Below are 18,699 nucleotides of genomic sequence, written 5' to 3' on the forward strand. Positions count from 1 at the left end.
CGGCTCAGTCCACCCGGGTCAGCAGGAAGCGGATCGCGGTGCCGCCGCCTTCGGTGGCCAGCGGCGAGCGCTCGATCCGCACGCGCTCGCCGTAATGATCCGCGCAGCCGGAAATCAGGCCTTCGGCGAGATCGCCGAGCGGCCGGCTGGAGCGATAATCGAACACCATGTGCCGATCATCCTGGCGTTCGTTGCTGAAACTGGGCAGTTCGGCACCCGGATACAGCTTCAGCACTTCGACATGGACGTGGTTGTCCACCTGCTCGAGGAAATCGAACGCGGAGTGCACGTTCTCGAAGAAACGCGGATAGCTCTTCACGAAGCGCCCGAACAGGTAATGGCCGAACTCGCGCACCAGTTCCGCGCCGGGCAGGCCGGTCTCGCGGCTGAGTTGTTCGACCAGGGCCAGCAGTTCGGTGTGGTCGTAGGTGCCCACGGCGGTGTAGATGCCGCCGCTGGGCAGGTGCGCGGCCTCCAGCACGCGCTCGGTCAGCTCCGGCCCGAAGCGGCTGTCCATCATCTCCATGAACTCGGTGAACACGACTCCCTTCATGCCTGCCTCTCCCGAGCAGCGATGATGGCCGGAGTATGCCGCAACCGTGCGTGGTGTCGGACCACGCGAGACCGGCCTTCCCGATATCGGAAGGCACGGGGGAAGATTGAGTGGAAAGGGGGTAAGCCGGGCTTACCACTTCGTGGATGGCCGACGGACTCAGCCCGCCGACTGCCAGGGTGGCGCCAGCGCGAGGATGCGCAGGTGCGCAGGGCAACTGTCACGGTGCGCGCCGCGCAGGTAACCCAGGCTCATCAGGAATTCGCCGGTAATCTCGCCGCCGGTGAACCGGAAGGTCCGCTTGAACAGCTTGATCCATTCGGGCTTGGCGAGCGGATGATGCGTGTCCAGCCACGCGGCGAAACCGCCATGGGAACCGCGCAGTTGCTGGATGACCCGGGCGTTGTGGATGGCCGCGTCCACCTTCAGGCGGTTGCGGATGATGCCGGGGTCGGCCAGCAGGCGCTCCCGGTCGGCGTCCCCGTAGGCGGCCACGGTGTCCACGTCGAAGCCGTGGTAGGCCTGCCGGAACCCGTCGCGCTTGCGCAGGATGGTTTCCCAGCTGAGCCCGGCCTGGTTGATTTCCAGCAGCAGGCGCTCGAACAGGACCGCCTCCTCCCGCTGGGGAAAGCCGTACTCGTGGTCGTGGTAGGGGCCGTGGACGGGATGGCCGGGGGCGATGTCGCAATATCCGCTCATGCGGTCAGGGTAGCGCGGTCGGGCTAAAATGGCGCCATGTCCGCCGAAACCTTCCTCGCCAACCAGCTGCTGATCGCCTCGCCGGCCTTGGATGACCCCAATTTCGCCCGCAGCGTGACCCTGATCTGCCAGCACGACGGCGAAGGGGCGATGGGGGTGATGGTCAACCGTCCCTCCGAGTACACCCTGGGCGAGGTGCTGCAGCAGATGCAGCTGGATACCCCGGACGAGGGGCTGCGCGAGCAGATCGTGCTGAATGGCGGCCCGGTCCATCCGGAGCGCGGCTTCGTCCTGCATGACGACGCGCGGGCCTGGGATTCCACCCTCACCGTGGCCGACGGCCTGTACCTGACCACCTCGCGCGACATCCTGGAAGCGATGGCCGCCGGCAAGGGCCCGGAACACGCGATCGTCACCCTCGGTTGCGCAGGCTGGGGCGCGGGCCAACTGGAGTTCGAGCTGGGCGAGAATGCCTGGCTGACCGCGCCGGCCGACTCCGGCCTGCTGTTCGATTTGCCGCTGGAACGGCGCTGGCAGGCCGCCGGTGGCCTGATTGGTGTAGACATGACCAGGCTCACAGACTACAGCGGACACGCATGAAACCCTGTTTCCGGAACCACCGTGCCGCTCCCGCCGGGCAAGCCTGCCCGCCGGCGCACGCCGGCCGGCGTTCCCGGAGTCGGCCATGAAGTTGGATGGCACGGTGTTGGGATTCGACGTCGGTGCGCGACGCATCGGCGTGGCCGTGGGCAGCGCCTTCGGCAGCGGCGCGCGGGCGCTGGCGGTGGTGGACGTGCATGCGCACGGACCGGACTGGCCGGCCATCGATCGATTGCACGCCGAATGGCGTCCCGATGGCCTGGTGGTCGGGGATCCGATGACCCTGGACGGCGGCGATCAACCGAACCGCAAGCGCGCACAAGCGTTCGCGCGGGACCTGCATGCGCGCTACAAGCTGCCGGTGGTGCTGGTGGACGAACGCGCCAGTTCGATCGAAGCCTCGCAGCGGTTCGCCCTGGATCGCGCCGAAGGCCGCAAGCGCAAGCGCGATGCCGCGGCGCTGGACGCGGTGGCGGCGGCGGTGATCATCGAGCGCTGGCTGGCCGCGCCGCAGGACGCCACGCAGGTGACCCTTTGATCGAGCGGGTGACCCTCCGCCCAGGAACGGGTACGCCGCCGTGCGATCTTGCTGTTTTTCCGGTACCGGATTCCGCCAGCGCTGGACCGGCCGGCGCCCGTTTTCCGCGCGTTTTCTTTTTCCCAACCCGTCGGGTTTCGGCGATGTCGCCGCGGCCCGGTTCCCGAACCCTGCATTCCAGAACTGAGCCATGACCCAGCAAATCGATTCGGATGGACGCCTGCGGCACCTGTTGACCCTGGACGGTCTTCCCCGCGAAACCCTCTGCCGCCTGCTGGACCGCGCCGGCCAGATCCGCGATACCGCGCTCGGGCGCACGCAGCGCCGCAATCTGCTGGACGGCACCACGGTCTGCACGCTGTTCTTCGAGCCTTCCACCCGCACCCGCAGTTCGTTCCAGATTGCCGCCCAGCGCCTGGGCGCGGACGTGCTTAACTTCGACGCTTCCACGTCCTCCACCCGCAAGGGCGAGACCGCGCGCGACACCCTGCGCAACCTGGAGGCGATGGGCGTGCGCGGCTTCGTGGTGCGGCACGCCGACGACGGCGCGGTGGACGCGCTGGCCGAGGCGGCGGGCGAGGGCACCACCCTGGTCAATGCCGGCGACGGCCGCAGCGCGCATCCCACCCAGGGCCTGCTGGATGCGCTGACCCTGCGCCAGGCCAAGGGCGCGGATTTCTCGCGGTTGAAGGTGCTGATCGTCGGCGACGTCAAGCACTCGCGCGTGGCCCGCTCGGATCTGCAGGCGCTGCGCACGCTCGGCACCGGCGAGATCCGGGTGTGCGGACCGAAGTCGCTGCTGCCCGATGACCAGACGCTCGCCGGCTGCGTGGTCGGCGACGATTTCGACGCCATGCTCGAAGGCGTGGACGCGGTGATGATGCTGCGCCTGCAGCGCGAGCGGATGGAAGAAGGCCTGGTCGCCTCGCTCGACGACTATCACCGCGACTTCGGCCTGGACCAGGCTCGCCTGGGGCGCGCGGCCAAGGATGCGGTGGTGCTGCATCCGGGCCCGATCAACCGTGGCGTGGAAATCACCGACGAGGTCGCCGACGGTCCGCAGTCGCTGGTGCTGCGCCAGGTCAGCAATGGCGTCGCGATCCGGATGGCGGTGCTGGAAACCCTGCTGGGTTGAGAAGCGTGGGCCCGGGAACCATGGCGGCGCGCGTCAGTCGCGTGCCGCCGCCACCCGGTTCTTGCCGTCCGCCTTGGCCTGGTACATCGCGCGATCGGCGCGTTCTACCAGCGGATCCTGCGACTCGCCGTCGCGCCACATCGCCACGCCGGCGCTGAAGGTCACGACCAGGCGTTCGTTTTCGTGGAGGAACGGGCGTTGCGCCAACCGCTGCCGGGCACGCTCGACGATCGCCAGGGCTTCGCGGAAGGATGTATCCGGCAACAGCAACACGAATTCCTCGCCGCCGAAACGGCCGATGGCGTCACTGCCCCGCAACGCGCCACGGATGACCGTGACCACGTGGCGCAGCGCCGCGTCACCGCCCAGATGCCCATGGGTGGCATTGATCAGGCGGAAGTCGTCCAGGTCCAGCAGGGCCAGGCACAGCGGCTGGCCACTGCGCTGCGCGCGACTGGATTCGCGCCGGAACAATTCCTCGAAGCCGCGCCGGTTCAGCGCCTCGGTCAACTGATCCACCCTTACCAGGTTGGAGACCGATTGCAGTTCCTGCTCCAGGCTGGCGACGCGCCGCTCGGCGGCCTCGGCCTCGGCCCGCACCGCGTACAGATCGTCGCGTGCGCGCAAGGCCTGCCGTTGCAACTGGGCGGTGTCCTCCAGGATGTCCTCCATCCGCTTGCCCAGTTCGGCGACGCTGCGGCTGTCGCGGATCGCCTGCGCATGGAAGCTGATGCGATCGTGGAACTCGCCGGTGCTGCTGGCCATGCCGTCGAGGCGTTCGACGAAGGTGACCATCATGTCCTTCATTGCCGCCTTGGATTCGTTGAGTCCCTGCTTGAGCAGGCCCTGCTTGTAGATGACCTCGCGCAGGCCGGTCCGGGTTTCCTCCAGCCGCCCGCGATCCAGCGGACCGGCGAGCAGGCTACGCGCCGCCGCGATCTGGTCGTGCAGCCAACTGCCGTCCTCCAGCAGTTCACCGACGTTCTCCAGCAGCAGGTCGAACAGGCTGCGCAACAGTTCCTGCGCATCACTGGCCTCGTGGCTACCCTGCCCGATGGCATGGCACAGATCCTTGAGCTGGCCGTCCAGTCCGTCCAGGGGTTGTCCCGGCTGCCAGGCCTTCAGGCCGTCGGCCAGTTGCTGGGTCTGCTGGTAGAGGCGCGCATCCTCCCGCAGCAGGCTTTCCACCGCCATCACCAGGGTATGGTGGAGCAGCCCGCGCAACTGCTCGGATTCGCTGGGCGTGTCGCTGCCCGGAACCGGTTCATCCCGGATGGTGCGGATGTACTTGTCGATCAATTGCCGCATGGCGCGGCCGTAGGCGAGCCAGTCGCCGTCGGCGCAGGCGGCTTGCAGCCGCTGGCCCATCCCGCGCAGCTCGCCCCCCAGTCCGGCCACGCCATCGGCGAATGCGGACACCAGCGCCGTCGGCGCATCGGCGTGCAGGAACAGGCCCTGCAGCTGGGCGGTGCTGATCAGCGGCCGCGTCGGGTCGTGGGCGGCCAGATCCTTGCCCGCCGGTTGCGCACGCTTGTGGCCGCGCGCCCACAGGCGGCGGAAGCCGCCGGTCAGGCCGGGAGGGACATCGGAACGTTCGGCCATGGAGTCTGCTCGGCACGGATCTTTCGTGAAGGGGCGCCGGGTTATCGGCGGCGCCGGCCGGCAGTTGAGGGGGAGGCGACGGGTGGCGTCAACGCGGGCCCAGCAGGCGTTCGGCTTCCTCCAGCAGGGCCAGTTGCTGGCGCGCCTCCGGGTGGCCGGCCGCCGCCGCCGCGCGGACCTGCCCCAGATCCGGATGGCGGACGATCAGCAGCAGGTTGCCGCATTCCGGGCAGGCGTAGTCGGTCACCTCGTCGTGCAGGTCCATCTGCATGGCGCGCGAATCCCCTTGCCAGTTGCATGCGCATTCGTGCCGGCGTTCGCGCCAGCCGGGAGTGAAGTAGTCGTTGAGCAGTTCGGCCATGGGGTCTCAGCGGTGCTGCTGGAACAGCCAGGCCCACAATTCGGGCGTGGCGTAGGCGGGATCCCAGGAATTGTGGTTGGCATCGGGGAATTCGGTATAGCGCACGTCGCCACCGGCCTGCCTGAGCGCGGCGTCCATCTTGCGCGACTGCACCGGCGGAACCAGATCGTCCTTGCCGCCGTGGAAAATCCAGACCGGCACATGCTTGAGGCGGCTGGCGGCCTCGGCGAACGGATCCGTGGCGCCGGCGACGCTGTGCGCGACCATGCCCGGACGGCGATCGGTCCAGTCCACGGTCAGCCCGCCGCAGATCGGCACCAGCGCGGCGAACCGCTGCGGCTGCTTCAGGGCCAGTTCCCAGGTGCCGTAGCCGCCCATCGACAGGCCGGTCAGGTAGACGCGATCGGGATCGCCGTCGAATTCCTTCATCGAGGCATCCAGCGCCGCCAGTGCGATGTCACCGGCTTCCTGGGTCCATTCGGTTTCGTCCGGTGCCTGCGGGATCACCACCAGTGCCGGGAAATCATCCAGATGCTTGCGCAGGTGCGGCGGCAGGCCGACCTTCATCTGCAACTGGTTGTCCTCGCCACGCTCGCCGGAACCGTGCAGGAACAGGATCACCGGTGTCTTTCCGCGGCCGTGGCCCGCGGGCACGAAGACCTGATAGCGATGGGTCTTGCCGGCGACCTGGACTTCGCGTTCGACGAACGTGCCGTGCGTGGTGACCGGGCGGGTGGCGCAGCCGCCCAGCAGCATGGCGGTCGAAAACAGGGCGAGCATCAGCAGGACCAGGCGGCGGGGAAGGATTCGACGCGGGCGATCGTGCGCGGAGCCAGGCAGGACGGCAGTCATCATGTGGGGGTTCCCGGAACGGCGTGGAGGCAGGTGGTGGCGTGAATGGCGGCAGGGAACCGCCAGGTCCCATGATGGACCGGGAACGCAGGCGCGGCCAGCCCGGGAACCGCGCGACACGCCCGATGCGTCATCGCGACCTGCCCGTCACTGCAGCAGGATGACGGTGGCCAGGCCCAGGAAACTGAGGAAACCCATCACGTCGGTGACGGTGGTCAGGATCACTCCGCCGGCCAGCGCCGGATCGAACCCCAGCCGCTTGAGCGTCAGCGGCACCAGCACGCCGGCGGTCGCGGCGGTCAGCAGGTTGATGGTCAGGGCGCTGCCGATGACCAGCGAAAGGCCCAACTGGTGGAACCACAGGTAGACGATCACGCCCAGGCCGACGCCCAGGCACAGTCCGTTGATCAGCGCGACCGACAGTTCCTTCTTCAGCAGCGTCATCACGTTGGAGGCGCCGATCTGGCCCAGCGCCAGGCCGCGCACCATCAGCGCCAGCACCTGGGTGCCGGCGTTGCCACCCATGCCGGCGACGATCGGCATCAGCGCGGCCAGCGCCACCAGCTTGGCGATGCTGCCTTCGAACTGGCCGACCACGCTGGCGGCGAGGAAAGCGGTGCACAGGTTGATGCCCAGCCAGATCAGGCGGCGCCGGAAGGCGCGCCGCACCGGCGAGAACAGATCCTCGTCCTCGTCCAGGCCGGCCGCGCTCATCGCCTGGTGTTCGGCCTGTTCGCGGATGATGTCGACCACGTCGTCGATCGTGATGCGGCCAAGCAGGATGTTGTTGTCGTCCACCACCGGCGCGGAAATCCAGTCGTGGTCGGAGAACTGGCGGGCCACTTCCTGCGCGCTCTCGCCGACATCGATGGCCGGCTGCTCGTCGTCGATCAGCCGGTTGATCGGCGTGCTGTCCTCGTGGGTGACCAGCGAAGCCAGCGAGACCCGGCCCAGGTACTGGTGGCGGCGGCTGACCACGAACAGGTGATCGGTGTGATCCGGCAGCTCGCCGCGCAGGCGCAGGTAGCGCAGCACCACGTCGACATTGACGTCGGCGCGCACCGTCACCACGTCCGGGTTCATCAGGCGGCCGGCGGTGTCCTCGGGATAGGACAGCACCTGTTCCAGGCGCTCGCGGTTTTCCCGGTCCATCGACTTGAGGACTTCGTCGATGACGGTATCGGGGAGATCCTCGACCAGGTCGGCCAGGTCGTCGATGTCCAGGTCTTCGACCGCGGCGATGATCTCGTCCGGGTCCATGTCCGCCAGCAGGCTCTCGCGGACCTCGTCGCCGACGTGCACCAGCACCTCGCCGTCGTCCTCGGCGTCCACCAGGCCCCAGACCACCTCGCGCTTGCCGGGCGGCAGGGATTCCAGCAGGTTGCCGATCTCGGCGGGGGCGAGGGTATTGACCAACCGGCGCACGGGGCCCAGCCGGCCGCTGTCGAGAGCGTCGGAAAGCAGGCGCAGTTGGCGCGCGGTCTTGTCGTGGCGGACGGCTTCGGCCATGCAGTGCTCCGAAACGGGGCCGATCCGCAGGACGGATGCGACCGTGGCATCAGATGTTCATGGCGCCATTATCGCCTGCCGTTGAGATTATGCACACCCCGCGCGGGCACTTTCCGCGCGAAAGTTTCCAGTCAGACCGCCGTGGATTTCAGCCAGCGCTCGATGCCGGCGCGATCCCGGGCCTTGAGCAGCTTGTCGGTGGACGCCTGCAGCGCGGCCCAGTCGCTGCCGCGGATGACCCGCCGCAGTTCCAGCAGCGTGTTCGGGTGCAGGCTGAATTCGCGCAGGCCCAGTGCCAGCAGCAGCGGCGCCAGGCGCGGATCGCCGGCCATCTCGCCGCATACCGCCACCGGGATCCCATGGGCCTGGCCGATGGTGATGACATGCCGCAACAGCCGGATGACGCCCGGGTGCAGCGGTGAATACAGCTCGCCCAGGGCCTCGTTGTTGCGATCGGCGGCCAGCAGGTACTGCACCAGATCGTTGGTGCCGATGGAGACGAAATCGACCACGTCGACGAAGCCGTGCATGGCGATCGCCGCGGCCGGCACTTCGATCATCGCGCCCAGCTGCACCTGGCCGGCGATCTCCAGTCCCTGCTTGCGCAGTTGGGCCGATACCTGCTTGATCAGGCGGCGGATGGCCAGGATTTCCTCGCGGCTGCTGACCATCGGGATCAGGATCCGCACCGGTCCATAGGCCGAGGCCCGCAGGATGGCGCGCAACTGGGTATCGAACACGCCATCGCGGGCCAGCGACAGGCGCACCCCGCGCAGGCCGAGCGCGGGATTGTCCTCGCTGTCCAGGGCCAGGCCGGTGCGGTCGGCCTTGTCCGCGCCCAGGTCCAGGGTGCGGATGGTCACCGGGCGGCCGCTCATGCCCAGCACCACGTCGCGATAGGCGCGGAACTGCTCGTCTTCGTCCGGCAATTCGTTGCGTTGCAGGAACAGGAATTCGGTGCGATACAGCCCGACCCCCGCGGCGCCCAGCGCATGCGCGCGCGCCACGTCGTCCAGCGATTCGGCATTGGCGTAGAGCGCGATGTCCATGCCGTCGCGGGTGCGGCTGGGCTTGGAACGCAGGCGGCCCAGTTCGCGCTCCTCGCGCGCCACCTCGCGCAGGCGTTCGCGGTAGCGCCGCAGATCCGCCGCGCTCGGGTCCACCACCACGCGCCCGGTGGTGCCGTCGACGATCAGGGCGTCGCCGTCATTGACCCGCTGCAGTGCCTGCACCGCGCCGACCACCAGCGGCATGTGCAGGCTGCGCGCGAGGATGGCGCTGTGCGAGAGCGCGCTGCCGGCGGCGGTGACGATGGCCACGACGCCCTGCGATTGCAATTGGGCCAGCTCGGATGGCGCGATGTTGTCGCAGACCAGGATGTCGCCGGCCACGCCCTCGGCATCGACCGCGCGCTGCTGGAGATGCGCGTGGATGCGGCCGATGACGTGATCCAGATCGTCCATCCGGCTCTTGAGGTAGGCATCGTCCATGTCGTCGAACACCGCCGCCAGGCGATCCCGCTGCAGGCGCAACGCATAGTCGGCGCTGTAGCGGCCGGTGCGGATCAGCTCGTCCAGGCCGTACAGCAGTTCCGGATCGTCCAGCAGCAGGGCATGCAGGTCCAGGAACTCGCCGACTTCCCGGGCGAGGGCGCCGTGCAGGCGATCACGCAGGCGATGCATCTCCTCGCGGGTGGCGTCGACCGCCACGTGCAGGCGCTGCAGTTCGGCCTCCACCGCATGGGCGGGGATGCGTTGTTCGGCGACTTCCAGCGCGTGCGGCAGCCGGACCCGGGCGCGTCCCAGCGCGCTGCCGCGCGAAGCGCCATGGCCCGACAGCAGCGACCGCATCAGGCGTCCTCGTCGAATCGTCGTTCGAACAGGGAGGCAACCGCGTCCATGGCGGAGGCTTCATCCTCGCCATCCACCCGCACGATCACCGGCGTGCCCTGGCCGGCCGCCAGCAGCATCACGCCCATGATGCTCTTGGCGTTGACCTCGCGGCCCTTCGCCGCGAGCGTCACGTTGCAGCGGAAGCCGGCCAGGGCCTGGACCAGCTTGGCGGTCGCGCGGGCGTGCAGGCCCAGGCGATTGGATACGGTGAGTTCGCGTTCAAGCATCGTCGTGGATGACTCCGTTGCGTGCGCCGGCGGCCGCGGTCGCCGGCAGTTCGTCCAGTCCCTGTTCCGAATAGTTCATCACCCGCAACAGCATCGGCAGGCTCAGCGCGGACACCCGGCGGATGGGCGTACCCAGGCGCGCCAGTTTTCCCGCCAGGTTGCTGGGGCTGGCACCGTACAGGTCGGTCAGCACCAGCACGCCGTCGCCCCCGTCAACCCGTCGCAGCGCGGCCGAAGCCTGCGGCAGCAGCACGTCCAGGTCGGCGTCGAACGGGACCTCGAAGGCTTCCGCCTTCAACGGCAGTTGACGCAACAGGGTTGCCGCGACGGCCAGGATGGACGCGCCGATGCCGGGATGGGTGATCAGGAGGATGCCACAAGCCATTCCGGAACGTTAACAGACCGGGATGACATGCCGGAAGCGGTTTTCACGGGACGCGGCGTTGCGCGTGAAGGCGGGGTCAAGGGCGGTGCGCGCCGCGCGCCGCCCCGGACCGGATCGCACAGGCTAGTCGAGTTCGCGGTGGAAGGTGGCCACCTCTTCCCAACCCTGGTTGCGGGCATGCTGGGCCAGGGTCTCGGCCAGGTACACCGAGCGGTGCTTGCCGCCGGTGCAGCCGAACGCGATGGTGACGTAACTGCGGGTCTCGCCGCGCAGGCGCGGCAGCCAGGTATCCAGGAACTGGCTGACCTGGCTGACGTACTCGGCGACCTCGGGCTGCGAGCGCAGGTACTCGCGGACCTTGGGATCGCGCCCGGAATAGGGGCGCAGTTCCGGGTTCCAGTGCGGATTGGGCAATACCCGGGCATCGAACACGAAGTCGGCGTCGGCCGGAACGCCACGCTTGTAGGCGAACGATTCGAACAGCAGCGACAGGGCCGCGCCGCGATTGAGGGCGAACTCGGCGATGATGCGCCGGCGCAACTGGTGCACGTTGAGCTGGCTGGTGTCGATGATGACGTCGGCCGCTTCGCGCAATGGCGCGGTGATTTCGCGCTCGCGGCGGATGGCTTCCTGCAGCGACACGCCGGTCTGGTTGTGGCTGAGCGGATGCCGGCGGCGGGTGTCCGAATAGCGCCGCAGCAGGATTTCGTCGGCGGCGTCGAAGAACAGCAGCGTGCCTTCCAGGCCCAACTGCGCCAGCGCGGCGCGCCATTGCGCGAGCTTGCCCAGTTCGGCGTGGCCGCTGCGGGCATCGATGCCGACCGCGATCTTCTGCGGCAGGGTGTCGCCCTTCATCAGGCTGCGCACGAACGACGGCAACAGTTCGACCGGCAGGTTGTCGACGCAGTAGTAGTCCAGATCCTCGAAGGTCTTCAGCGCCACCGACTTGCCCGAGCCGGACAGGCCGCTGACGATGACCACGGTGGGGGGCGTCGCGCGCACCGCCGGGGGAATTTCGCTTTCCAGCGAACTCATGGCGTGCTCCGCTCCAGCAGGTTGCTGTGGCGGGCGATGAACATCGCCGCGGGATCGATGCCCTTGGTGCGCAGGATGTGCAGGCGGGTGGCGGCCTCGGTCAGCACCGCCAGGTTGCGGCCCGGCATCACCGGCAGGGTGATCAGCGGCACGTCCAGGTCCAGCACGTGCCGGGTGCCGGAGTCGCCGGTCAGGCGCTCGTAGCCATGCGGATTGGGTTCGGTCATCGGCCGGGTCAGGTGCACGATGAGGCGTAGGTACTTGTTCTTCTTGACCGCGGTGTCGCCGAACATCTCGCGCACGTTGAGCACGCCCAGGCCGCGCACTTCCAGCAGATCCTGCAGCAGTTCAGGACAGGTGCCGTCGAGCACGTCCGGGGCGATCTGGGTGAACTCGGGGGCATCGTCGGCGACCAGCCTGTGCCCACGGCTGAGCAACTCCAGCGCCAGTTCGCTCTTGCCGGAACCCGCCTCGCCGGTGATCAGCACGCCGATCGAATAGATCTCCATGAACACGCCGTGCAGCGTCACCCGCGGCGCCAGCGTGCGCGCCAGGTGGTAGGAAAGGTGGTTGAGCAGCTCATGGCCGCGCTTGGGCGAAATCCACAGCGGTGTATCGGTTTCGTTGGCCGCCTCGCGCAGATCCTCCGGACACTGCTGGTTCTTGCTGATGACCAGCGCCAGCGGGCGGAAGTGGACGATCTTCTCGATCGTTTCCCAGCGCTGGCGGGAATCCAGCGAATCCAGCCAGGTCAGTTCCTCGGTACCCAGGATCTGCACCTTGTTGGGATAGACCGCGTTGAGATAGCCGGCCAGCGAGGGCCGACGCGCGATGGTGTCGCCGGCCTCCAGGATCCGGTTTTCGCCCTTCTGCCCAGCCACCCAGCGCAGGGCCAGCTTCTCTTTCTGCTGCTCGAAGAGTTCGCGTGCGGTGATACTGGTATTCATCATGCGGCGAGGACGGACAGGGAGGAGGGAAATTTCACGCGCCGGAACGGCGCGCTGCGTGGCGACACCAGGGGACAAGACAGCAACATCCCGCCCAAGTACGCCAGCGGCGCGGGCAAGGGGAGTGTAATCCGGAGGGAAGGGAACTGCTAATGCAGCGTGAAGGACGCTGTCCTGCCCTTGCCCGGACCGCGATGGTCGCAGGCAAGGGCGGTTGGGGAGGGTAACTGCGTCAGCCCACGGCTTCCACGCGCGTGCCGCGCTGGACGTCGGTCTTCTTTTCCTTGTGCTTGACCAGCAGGCGATCGAGCTTGTCAGCCAGGATGTCGATGGCGGCGTACATGGTCTGCGCGCCGGCGTCGGCGTGGAGGGTACGGCCCGCGAGGGAGACGGTCGCTTCGGCGACGTAATCGGGTTTGCGCGTACAGAGTTGGGTACGAACTTCGAAGGGTTGGTCGAAATGGCGCTCCAGGCGCTTCAGCTTGGTTTCCACGTATTCGCGCAGGGCGGGAGTGACTTCGATTTCATGCCCGTAGGTCTCGATACGCATCGCTTGCCTCCTTCTGTCGGTGATGCAGTGCTGTCGGCACCGCTGAGAACTCGTTGTCGTACCTCTATGACAACGGAATCGGCTTCGGGTTCCAGACATCTCCGGCAACGCGGCCCATCGCCGCACTGACAAGATGGGCCCGATCCCGACGGCGATCAAGCGTCGCGGAAGGAAAGTCGCGTTTCAGTCCAGGCGCACGCGTTCGTGCGATGACAGGATGTGCAGGGCTTCACGGTATTTGGCGACGGTACGCCGGGCCACGGGCACGCCGGCGGCCTTCAGCAGATCCGCCAGCTTGGCGTCGGACAGCGGTTTGCGCGGGTTCTCCTGTTCGACCAGCCGCCGGATCATGGCCTGGATGGCGGTGCTGGAGGCCTCGCCGCCGCCTTCGGTGTCGATGCCGGAGGCGAAAAAAGCCCGCAACGGCAGGGTTCCACGAGGCGTACGCACGTACTTGCGGGCAATCGCGCGTGAAACCGTGGATTCGTGCAGGCCGACTTCGCCGGCCACCTCGCGCAGGGTCAGCGGCCGCAGCGCCTGTTCGCCAAACTCCAGGAACCCGGCCTGTTCGCGGATCAGGCAGCGGGTGACCTTGAGCAGGGTCTCGCCGCGCGCTTCCAGGCTCTTGAGCAGCCAGCGCGCTTCCTGCAACTGGCCCTTCAGATAGCCGGCGTCGCTTTCGCCGCACTGCCGGATCATCTGTTCATAACCGCGATGGATGCCGATGCGGGGCAGGGTGTTGCCGGCCAGGGCGGCGCGCCAGACTCCGCGCTGCCGCCAGACCACGCAGTCCGGCACCACGTAGGTGTCGCTGCCCAGTTCGCCGATCTGCGCGCCGGGCTTGGGATCCAGGGTGCGCAGCAGCGCGACCGCGGTTTCGACCTCGGCGATGGGTTGCTTGAGTTCGGTGGCGATGCCGGCGATGCCGCTGCGCGGCAGACGGTCCAGCGGGCCGTCGGCGATGCGCATCGCCAGCGCCTTGCCCGGCGTGTCCTCGCTGAGCACGGCCAGTTGCAGGCGCAGGCATTCGCCCAGCGAGCGAGCGCCGACGCCGACCGGATCGAAGCGCTGCAACTGGTGCAGGACGACGCTGATCTCGTCCTCGCTGGCTTCCATGTCCGGCTTCAGGGTCTCGGTGATGCCCGCCAGCGTTTCTCGCAGGTAGCCGTCTTCCTCCAGCGCGTCGATCAACGCGCTGCCGATGCGGCGGTCACGCGGGGACAGGTGCGACAGGTGCAACTGCCAGAGCAGGTGATCGCGCAGGGTGTCGGCCTCGGCGATCCGTTCGGCGGCGCTGCCGGGATCGTCATCGTCGAAGGAGCCGCCGCCGGAACTGGCCCAAGGACCCTCGTCGGGCGCCCAGTCGTCGCCGGAGGAGCCTTCGTCGTCATGACGGTTTTCCTGCGCGTCGCCAGCGGCCTCCGTGGGCGGACCTTCTTCGCCGGAGGTGGCAGGAGCATCCTCGGTCCAGTCCAGCAGGGGATTGGATTCCACCGCCTGGGTGATTTCGACTTCCAGTTCGGCGGTCGACATCTGCAGCAAACGGATGGCCTGACGCAGCTGCGGCGTCATGACCAGTTGCTGTCCCAGCGATGTCTGGAGGCGTGGTTTCATCCGATGTCCGAAGGCGACGACATGGCCTGCGGTCCGGATGGTGCGGCATCGCCCTCAGAGACGGAAGGTTTCCCCCAGGTACACGCGCCGCACGTCCGGATTGGCCAGCAGCGCGTCCGGTGCCCCCTGCGCCAGCACGCTGCCCTCGTTGAGGATATACGCCCGGTCGCAGATTCCCAAGGTCTCGCGCACGTTGTGGTCGGTGATGAGCACGCCGATGCCGCGGTTCTTGAGGTGCTTGACGATGCGCTGGATTTCGCCGACCGAGATGGGATCGACGCCGGCGAAGGGTTCGTCCAGCAGCATCAGGCGGGGCTGGGCCGCCAGGGCCCGGGCGATTTCGCAGCGCCGCCGCTCGCCGCCGGACAGGCTGGCGCCCAGCTGGTCGGCGACGTGGCTGATCTGCAGTTCGTCCAGCAGCGAGGCCAGTTCCCTCTCGATGCCGGCCCCGTCCAGGTCCTCGCGCAGTTCAAGGACCAGGCGGATGTTGTCGGCCACGCTCAGCTTGCGGAACACCGAGGGTTCCTGCGGCAGGTAGCCCACGCCCAGTTTGGCGCGCTGGTACATCGGCTCGGCGGTGATGTCCTGGCCGTCCAGTTCGATCCGGCCGGCGTCGGCAGCCACCAGGCCGACGATCATGTAGAAGCAGGTGGTCTTGCCGGCGCCGTTCGGTCCCAGCAGGCCGACCACTTCGCCGGCCTCCAGGCTCAGGCCGAAATCGCTGACGACCTTGCGCTGGCGGTAGGTCTTGCGCAGGCCCTGTGCCGTCAACATCACTTGGTGCCCTGCGGCTGCGCCGACTTCGGCTTGATCACGGTGCGCACGCGGGTGCCGTCGCCGCCGCTTTCCATGTTGCCGGTCTTGGTGTTGTAGACCATCTTCTGGCCGCTGTTGGAGCCACGCGGCGACTTCACCGTGTAGTTGCCGATGAAGGTGATGGTTTCGGTCGACATGTCGTATTCGACGCGATCGGCGGTGGCGTCCATCCAGGAGCCATCGTCCATCTGTTGCTTCAGCTTGACCTGCTTGCCGGTGAACACGGCGCGCGAGATCTCGCCGTTGTTCATGAAGATCTCGCCGGCGCTGGAGCGGATGTCCAGCGAGCCCTGGGTAACGGTCACGCCCTTGCTCAGGACGATCTTGCTGTTGCCTTCGTAGGAGCCGTTCTGGTGGCCCGCGTCGATGATCATGTCCTGGTTGCGATCGGACGACTTGGCCCAGACCGCGGCGCAGGCCAGCAGGAGCGGAAGCAGCAGGGCGCTAGCGCGCAGACTTGGGTGCATAGACACTTTTGACCTGGGATTTGAATTCGTAGGTTTTGTTCTTGAGGTGGGTCTCGAAACCGACGCCACTGAGTATAGAACCGGGCCGGGTGATGGTAACCGCCAGATCGGTGGTCGCCAGGTTCTTGTCCGGGAAGATGTCCAGCCGCTCGGTACGGAAAACCGTCGGCGGCGGCGCATCGGTCGGGCTGGTGCCCTGGACGTCGGCGAGCAGCCGCAGTTCGGAGTGATCCGGGCTCATCCAGCCGGTCTTGGAGCGCATCTGCCAGTACTTGCCGGCACTGTCGGGCAGCAGGAACAGCGGGGTGGTGATCGACAGGCTTTCATCGGCGGGATTGCGGTGCATTTCCGGCGCGCGCAGGGTGACCGCTTCCTTGCCCTGCTTGTCCAGCGCGACGACCTCGAAGTCATGCATCACGTAGTCGGACCGATCCGGGCCGGCCTGCGCCGCCTCGGGGCGGGCGCGCTGCTTCCAGGCCGACCAGCCGCTGAAGATGGCGGCCACCAGCAGGACCAGGCCGATGGTCAGGCGCCAGTTCATGCGGTGCCCTCCCACAATGCGGCGGCATGGCCCTGCGCGCCCAGCAGCAGATCGCAGGCCTCGCGGGCGGCGCCGCGGCCGGCCCGGGCGCGGGTACGCCAATGGGCGTGGCGGGCGGTCCAGGCATGGGCGTCGGCCGGCGCGATGGCCAGGCCGACCGCGCGCAATGGCGGCAGGTCGGGCAGGTCGTCTCCCATGAACGCCACCTGCGTCCGGTCCAGGCCGAGTTCGGCGCAGAGCGCGTCCACCTGCGCCAGCTTGTCCTTCACGCCGGCATGGATGCGCACGCCCAGCTCGCGGGCGCGGCGTTCGGCGGCCGGGCTGTGGCGGGCGGTGATCAGGGCGACTTCGATCCCGGCGCGGCGCAGCAGGACCAGGCCCTGCCCGTCATGGATGTGGAACGCCTTGGATTCGCGGCCCTCGTCGTCGTAGATCAGGCGACCGTCGGTGAGCGTGCCGTCGACGTCGAAGCATGCCAACCGGATCTCCCGGGCGCGGGCGATCAGGGCATCGTCGATGTCGGCGAGATGGGACAGGGGCATGGCGTAGGCTGGGCTGGTGAATCGAGAGGAAGGCACCGGAGGCAGCAGGGGCGGATTCCCCGCCGCCCGTTCCGGTCCAGCGGCTTCTTAGACCACGCGCGCGCGCAACAGGTCATGAATGTTGAGGGCGCCGACCGGCCGCTGTTCAGCGTCGACGACGATCAAGCCACTGATTTTATGGGTTTCCATCATGCGGGCGGCCTCCACCGCGAGCTGGTCGGCGCCGATGGTCTTGGGCTGGCGGGTCATCAGGTCGGCGATGCGGGCGTGGCGGATGTCCAAGGCGGGATTGTCCAGGGTCCGGCGCAGGTCGCCATCGGTGAACAATCCCACCAGGCGCTGCCCGGCGTCCACCACCGCGGTCATGCCCAGGCGCCGGCGGCTCATCTCCATCAGCGCCTCGCTGAGGGTCGCGTCCTCGGTCACCCGCGGCACGTCGTCGCCGGCATGCATGACGTCGGTGATGTGCAGCAGCAGGCGCCGGCCGAGGCTGCCGGCGGGGTGGGAGCGGGCGAAATCGTCGGCGGTGAAGCCGCGGGCCTCGAGCAGGGCCACCGCCAGCGCGTCGCCCATGGCCAGGGTCGCGGTGGTACTGCTGGTCGGCGCCAGATCCAGCGGACAGGCTTCGGCCGGGACGCTGACATCCAGGTGGATACTGCTTTCGCGGGCCAGCGTGGACGCGGGCTTGCCGGTCATGGCGATGACGGTATTGCCCTGGCGCTTGAGCACCGGCAGCAGCATCAACAGTTCGTCCGACTCGCCGGAGTACGACACGGCCAGCACCACGTCGGCGTCGGTGATCATGCCCAGGTCGCCGTGCCCGGCCTCGCCGGGATGCACGTAGAACGCGGGGGTGCCGGTGGAGGCGAGGGTGGCGGCGATCTTGCGGGCGATGTGCCCGGACTTGCCCATGCCGGTCGCGACCACCCGGCCATGTCCGGCCAGGATGGCCCGGCAGGCAGCCGAGAAACTGCCGTCGATGCGGCTGGCCAGCGCGGTCAGCGCCTGCGCCTCGATGTCGATCACGCGTCGCCCGCTGGCGGCCAGTTCGGCGTCCTGCACGGCCGGGTTGTGGGGAAGCGTCTGGGGCATGCGGAAGCCGGACCGGGGGTAGAATAGGCGGCCATTTTATTAGGAAATGCCCGTTGGACGCCGAAACCATACGTAAACTCATCGAAGCCGGCCTGCCGGGCGCGCAGGCCCAGGTCGAGGGCGCGGACGGCGTGCACTTCGAGGCGACGGTGGTGGCCGAAGCGTTCCGCGGCAAATTGCCGCTGGCCCGCCACCGGATGGTCTATGCGACCCTGGGCGAGCTGATGGGCGGCGCCATCCACGCGCTGGCCCTGAAGACGGTTACCCCGGACGGCAAGTAAGCCGGATGACGGCGCAACCGTCCCCCGCGGCCTCCGGCAGTTGCCTGTGCGGCGGCATCCGCTACCGGATTGCCGGCGAACTGGGGGCGATGGTGGCCTGCCACTGCTCGCGCTGCCGCAAGGCCAACGGTTCGGCGTTCCAGGCGGTGGTGCCGATCGCCACGACCGACTTCGAACTGCTGGAGGGCGCGGAATGGCTGGCGGGCTACGAATCGTCCCCTGGCGTCCACCGGATGTTCTGCCGCCGCTGCGCGTCGCCGTTGTACAGTCGCCGCGACGCCACGCCGGAAACGCTGCGGCTGCGCGTAGGCACGCTGGATACCCCCTTGCCGGCCGGCCCGGCGATGCACATCTTTGTTGGCTCCAAGGCGGACTGGTACGAAATCCACGACCGCGCCGAGCAGTACCCGACCCGTCCCGGCGAGTGAGCCGGACAAACCCCTCCTTTTTCCATTCGAGTG

Annotated in this window: 23 protein-coding genes; 5 read left to right on the plus strand and 18 right to left on the minus strand. The window is 68.1% G+C overall.

Annotated features, from left to right (window positions below; genetic code table 11):
• Window positions 1–4: 4 nt before the first annotated feature.
• Window positions 5–553, minus strand: a complete 549-nt coding sequence (locus tag AC3DE2_RS02980) for a heme NO-binding domain-containing protein (RefSeq protein WP_488425013.1) — start codon at window positions 551–553, stop codon at window positions 5–7.
• A 159-nt stretch (window positions 554–712) separates the two neighbouring features.
• Window positions 713–1,252 carry a DNA-3-methyladenine glycosylase I gene (locus AC3DE2_RS02985; protein WP_295378783.1) on the minus strand — a complete coding sequence of 180 codons (540 nt, stop codon included), beginning with the start codon at window positions 1,250–1,252 and terminating at the stop codon, window positions 713–715.
• A 36-nt stretch (window positions 1,253–1,288) separates the two neighbouring features.
• On the opposite strand from AC3DE2_RS02985, the gene AC3DE2_RS02990 reads away from it, so the two are divergent.
• The 3 genes from AC3DE2_RS02990 to AC3DE2_RS03000 all read left to right on the plus strand — a co-directional run bounded on the left by AC3DE2_RS02990 (window position 1,289) and on the right by AC3DE2_RS03000 (window position 3,525).
• Complete coding sequence (locus AC3DE2_RS02990; protein ID WP_295378781.1) at window positions 1,289–1,852, plus strand: YqgE/AlgH family protein; 564 nt, start codon at window positions 1,289–1,291, stop codon at window positions 1,850–1,852.
• A gap of 85 nt (window positions 1,853–1,937) precedes the next feature.
• Entirely contained in the window at window positions 1,938–2,390 is a 453-nt protein-coding gene (gene ruvX, locus AC3DE2_RS02995) for a Holliday junction resolvase RuvX (RefSeq protein WP_295378778.1), read from the plus strand.
• Between the two features lie 190 nt (window positions 2,391–2,580).
• The gene (locus tag AC3DE2_RS03000; RefSeq protein WP_488425015.1) at window positions 2,581–3,525 is read left to right on the plus strand and encodes an aspartate carbamoyltransferase catalytic subunit; all 945 of its coding nucleotides are present in this window, start codon (window positions 2,581–2,583) and stop codon (window positions 3,523–3,525) included.
• Between the two features lie 33 nt (window positions 3,526–3,558).
• On the opposite strand, the gene AC3DE2_RS03005 is transcribed toward AC3DE2_RS03000, so the two are convergent.
• The 16 genes from AC3DE2_RS03005 to AC3DE2_RS03080 form a co-directional block, all read right to left on the minus strand.
• Window positions 3,559–5,127 carry a GGDEF domain-containing protein gene (locus AC3DE2_RS03005; RefSeq protein ID WP_488425016.1) on the minus strand — a complete coding sequence of 523 codons (1,569 nt, stop codon included), beginning with the start codon at window positions 5,125–5,127 and terminating at the stop codon, window positions 3,559–3,561.
• Between the two features lie 88 nt (window positions 5,128–5,215).
• The gene (locus tag AC3DE2_RS03010; RefSeq protein ID WP_295378771.1) at window positions 5,216–5,488 is read right to left on the minus strand and encodes a hypothetical protein; all 273 of its coding nucleotides are present in this window, start codon (window positions 5,486–5,488) and stop codon (window positions 5,216–5,218) included.
• Between the two features lie 6 nt (window positions 5,489–5,494).
• Entirely contained in the window at window positions 5,495–6,268 is a 774-nt protein-coding gene (locus AC3DE2_RS03015) for a carboxylesterase family protein (RefSeq protein WP_488425246.1), read from the minus strand.
• Between the two features lie 219 nt (window positions 6,269–6,487).
• Window positions 6,488–7,849, minus strand: coding sequence for a magnesium transporter (gene mgtE / locus AC3DE2_RS03020; protein ID WP_295378767.1), 1,362 nt, complete (start codon window positions 7,847–7,849; stop codon window positions 6,488–6,490).
• A gap of 131 nt (window positions 7,850–7,980) precedes the next feature.
• The gene (ptsP, locus tag AC3DE2_RS03025; RefSeq protein ID WP_488425017.1) at window positions 7,981–9,699 is read right to left on the minus strand and encodes a phosphoenolpyruvate--protein phosphotransferase; all 1,719 of its coding nucleotides are present in this window, start codon (window positions 9,697–9,699) and stop codon (window positions 7,981–7,983) included.
• On the minus strand, window positions 9,699–9,968 hold the full coding sequence (locus AC3DE2_RS03030; RefSeq protein WP_488425018.1) for an HPr family phosphocarrier protein: 270 nt from the start codon (window positions 9,966–9,968) through the stop codon (window positions 9,699–9,701). Before AC3DE2_RS03030 ends, ptsP begins: the two co-directional genes overlap by 1 nt.
• Window positions 9,961–10,353 carry a PTS sugar transporter subunit IIA gene (locus AC3DE2_RS03035; RefSeq protein ID WP_295378761.1) on the minus strand — a complete coding sequence of 131 codons (393 nt, stop codon included), beginning with the start codon at window positions 10,351–10,353 and terminating at the stop codon, window positions 9,961–9,963. The genes AC3DE2_RS03030 and AC3DE2_RS03035 overlap by 8 nt, the downstream gene beginning before the upstream one ends.
• Before the next feature lie 123 nt (window positions 10,354–10,476).
• Entirely contained in the window at window positions 10,477–11,355 is an 879-nt protein-coding gene (gene rapZ / locus AC3DE2_RS03040) for an RNase adapter RapZ (RefSeq protein WP_488425247.1), read from the minus strand.
• Between the two features lie 29 nt (window positions 11,356–11,384).
• On the minus strand, window positions 11,385–12,335 hold the full coding sequence (gene hprK, locus AC3DE2_RS03045; protein WP_295378755.1) for an HPr(Ser) kinase/phosphatase: 951 nt from the start codon (window positions 12,333–12,335) through the stop codon (window positions 11,385–11,387).
• Between the two features lie 232 nt (window positions 12,336–12,567).
• Entirely contained in the window at window positions 12,568–12,885 is a 318-nt protein-coding gene (hpf, locus tag AC3DE2_RS03050; protein WP_295378752.1) for a ribosome hibernation-promoting factor, HPF/YfiA family, read from the minus strand.
• 183 nt (window positions 12,886–13,068) lie between these two features.
• Window positions 13,069–14,499, minus strand: coding sequence for an RNA polymerase factor sigma-54 (locus tag AC3DE2_RS03055; RefSeq protein WP_488425019.1), 1,431 nt, complete (start codon window positions 14,497–14,499; stop codon window positions 13,069–13,071).
• A gap of 54 nt (window positions 14,500–14,553) precedes the next feature.
• Window positions 14,554–15,273 carry an LPS export ABC transporter ATP-binding protein gene (gene lptB, locus AC3DE2_RS03060; protein WP_488425021.1) on the minus strand — a complete coding sequence of 240 codons (720 nt, stop codon included), beginning with the start codon at window positions 15,271–15,273 and terminating at the stop codon, window positions 14,554–14,556.
• Window positions 15,273–15,782 (minus strand): lipopolysaccharide transport periplasmic protein LptA, encoded by a 510-nt coding sequence (gene lptA / locus AC3DE2_RS03065; protein ID WP_295376789.1) that lies wholly within the window; start codon window positions 15,780–15,782, stop codon window positions 15,273–15,275. The genes lptB and lptA overlap by 1 nt, the downstream gene beginning before the upstream one ends.
• The gene (gene lptC, locus AC3DE2_RS03070) at window positions 15,760–16,323 is read right to left on the minus strand and encodes an LPS export ABC transporter periplasmic protein LptC (RefSeq protein ID WP_295376790.1); all 564 of its coding nucleotides are present in this window, start codon (window positions 16,321–16,323) and stop codon (window positions 15,760–15,762) included. Before lptC ends, lptA begins: the two co-directional genes overlap by 23 nt.
• A complete protein-coding gene (locus AC3DE2_RS03075) occupies window positions 16,320–16,865 on the minus strand; it encodes a KdsC family phosphatase (protein WP_488425023.1) in 546 nt (181 codons plus the stop codon). Before AC3DE2_RS03075 ends, lptC begins: the two co-directional genes overlap by 4 nt.
• An 87-nt stretch (window positions 16,866–16,952) precedes the next feature.
• Window positions 16,953–17,957, minus strand: a complete 1,005-nt coding sequence (locus AC3DE2_RS03080) for a KpsF/GutQ family sugar-phosphate isomerase (protein ID WP_488425024.1) — start codon at window positions 17,955–17,957, stop codon at window positions 16,953–16,955.
• A gap of 53 nt (window positions 17,958–18,010) precedes the next feature.
• On the opposite strand from AC3DE2_RS03080, the gene AC3DE2_RS03085 reads away from it, so the two are divergent.
• Together AC3DE2_RS03085 and AC3DE2_RS03090 are read left to right on the plus strand one after the other, a co-directional pair.
• Window positions 18,011–18,238 carry a BolA family protein gene (locus tag AC3DE2_RS03085; RefSeq protein WP_295376796.1) on the plus strand — a complete coding sequence of 76 codons (228 nt, stop codon included), beginning with the start codon at window positions 18,011–18,013 and terminating at the stop codon, window positions 18,236–18,238.
• A 5-nt stretch (window positions 18,239–18,243) separates the two neighbouring features.
• Window positions 18,244–18,666: a GFA family protein gene (locus AC3DE2_RS03090; protein ID WP_295376797.1), complete on the plus strand. Its 423-nt coding sequence runs from the start codon at window positions 18,244–18,246 to the stop codon at window positions 18,664–18,666.
• Window positions 18,667–18,699 lie beyond the last annotated feature (33 nt).

The sequence above is a fragment of the Pseudoxanthomonas sp. 68-E7 genome (genome assembly GCF_057773145.1).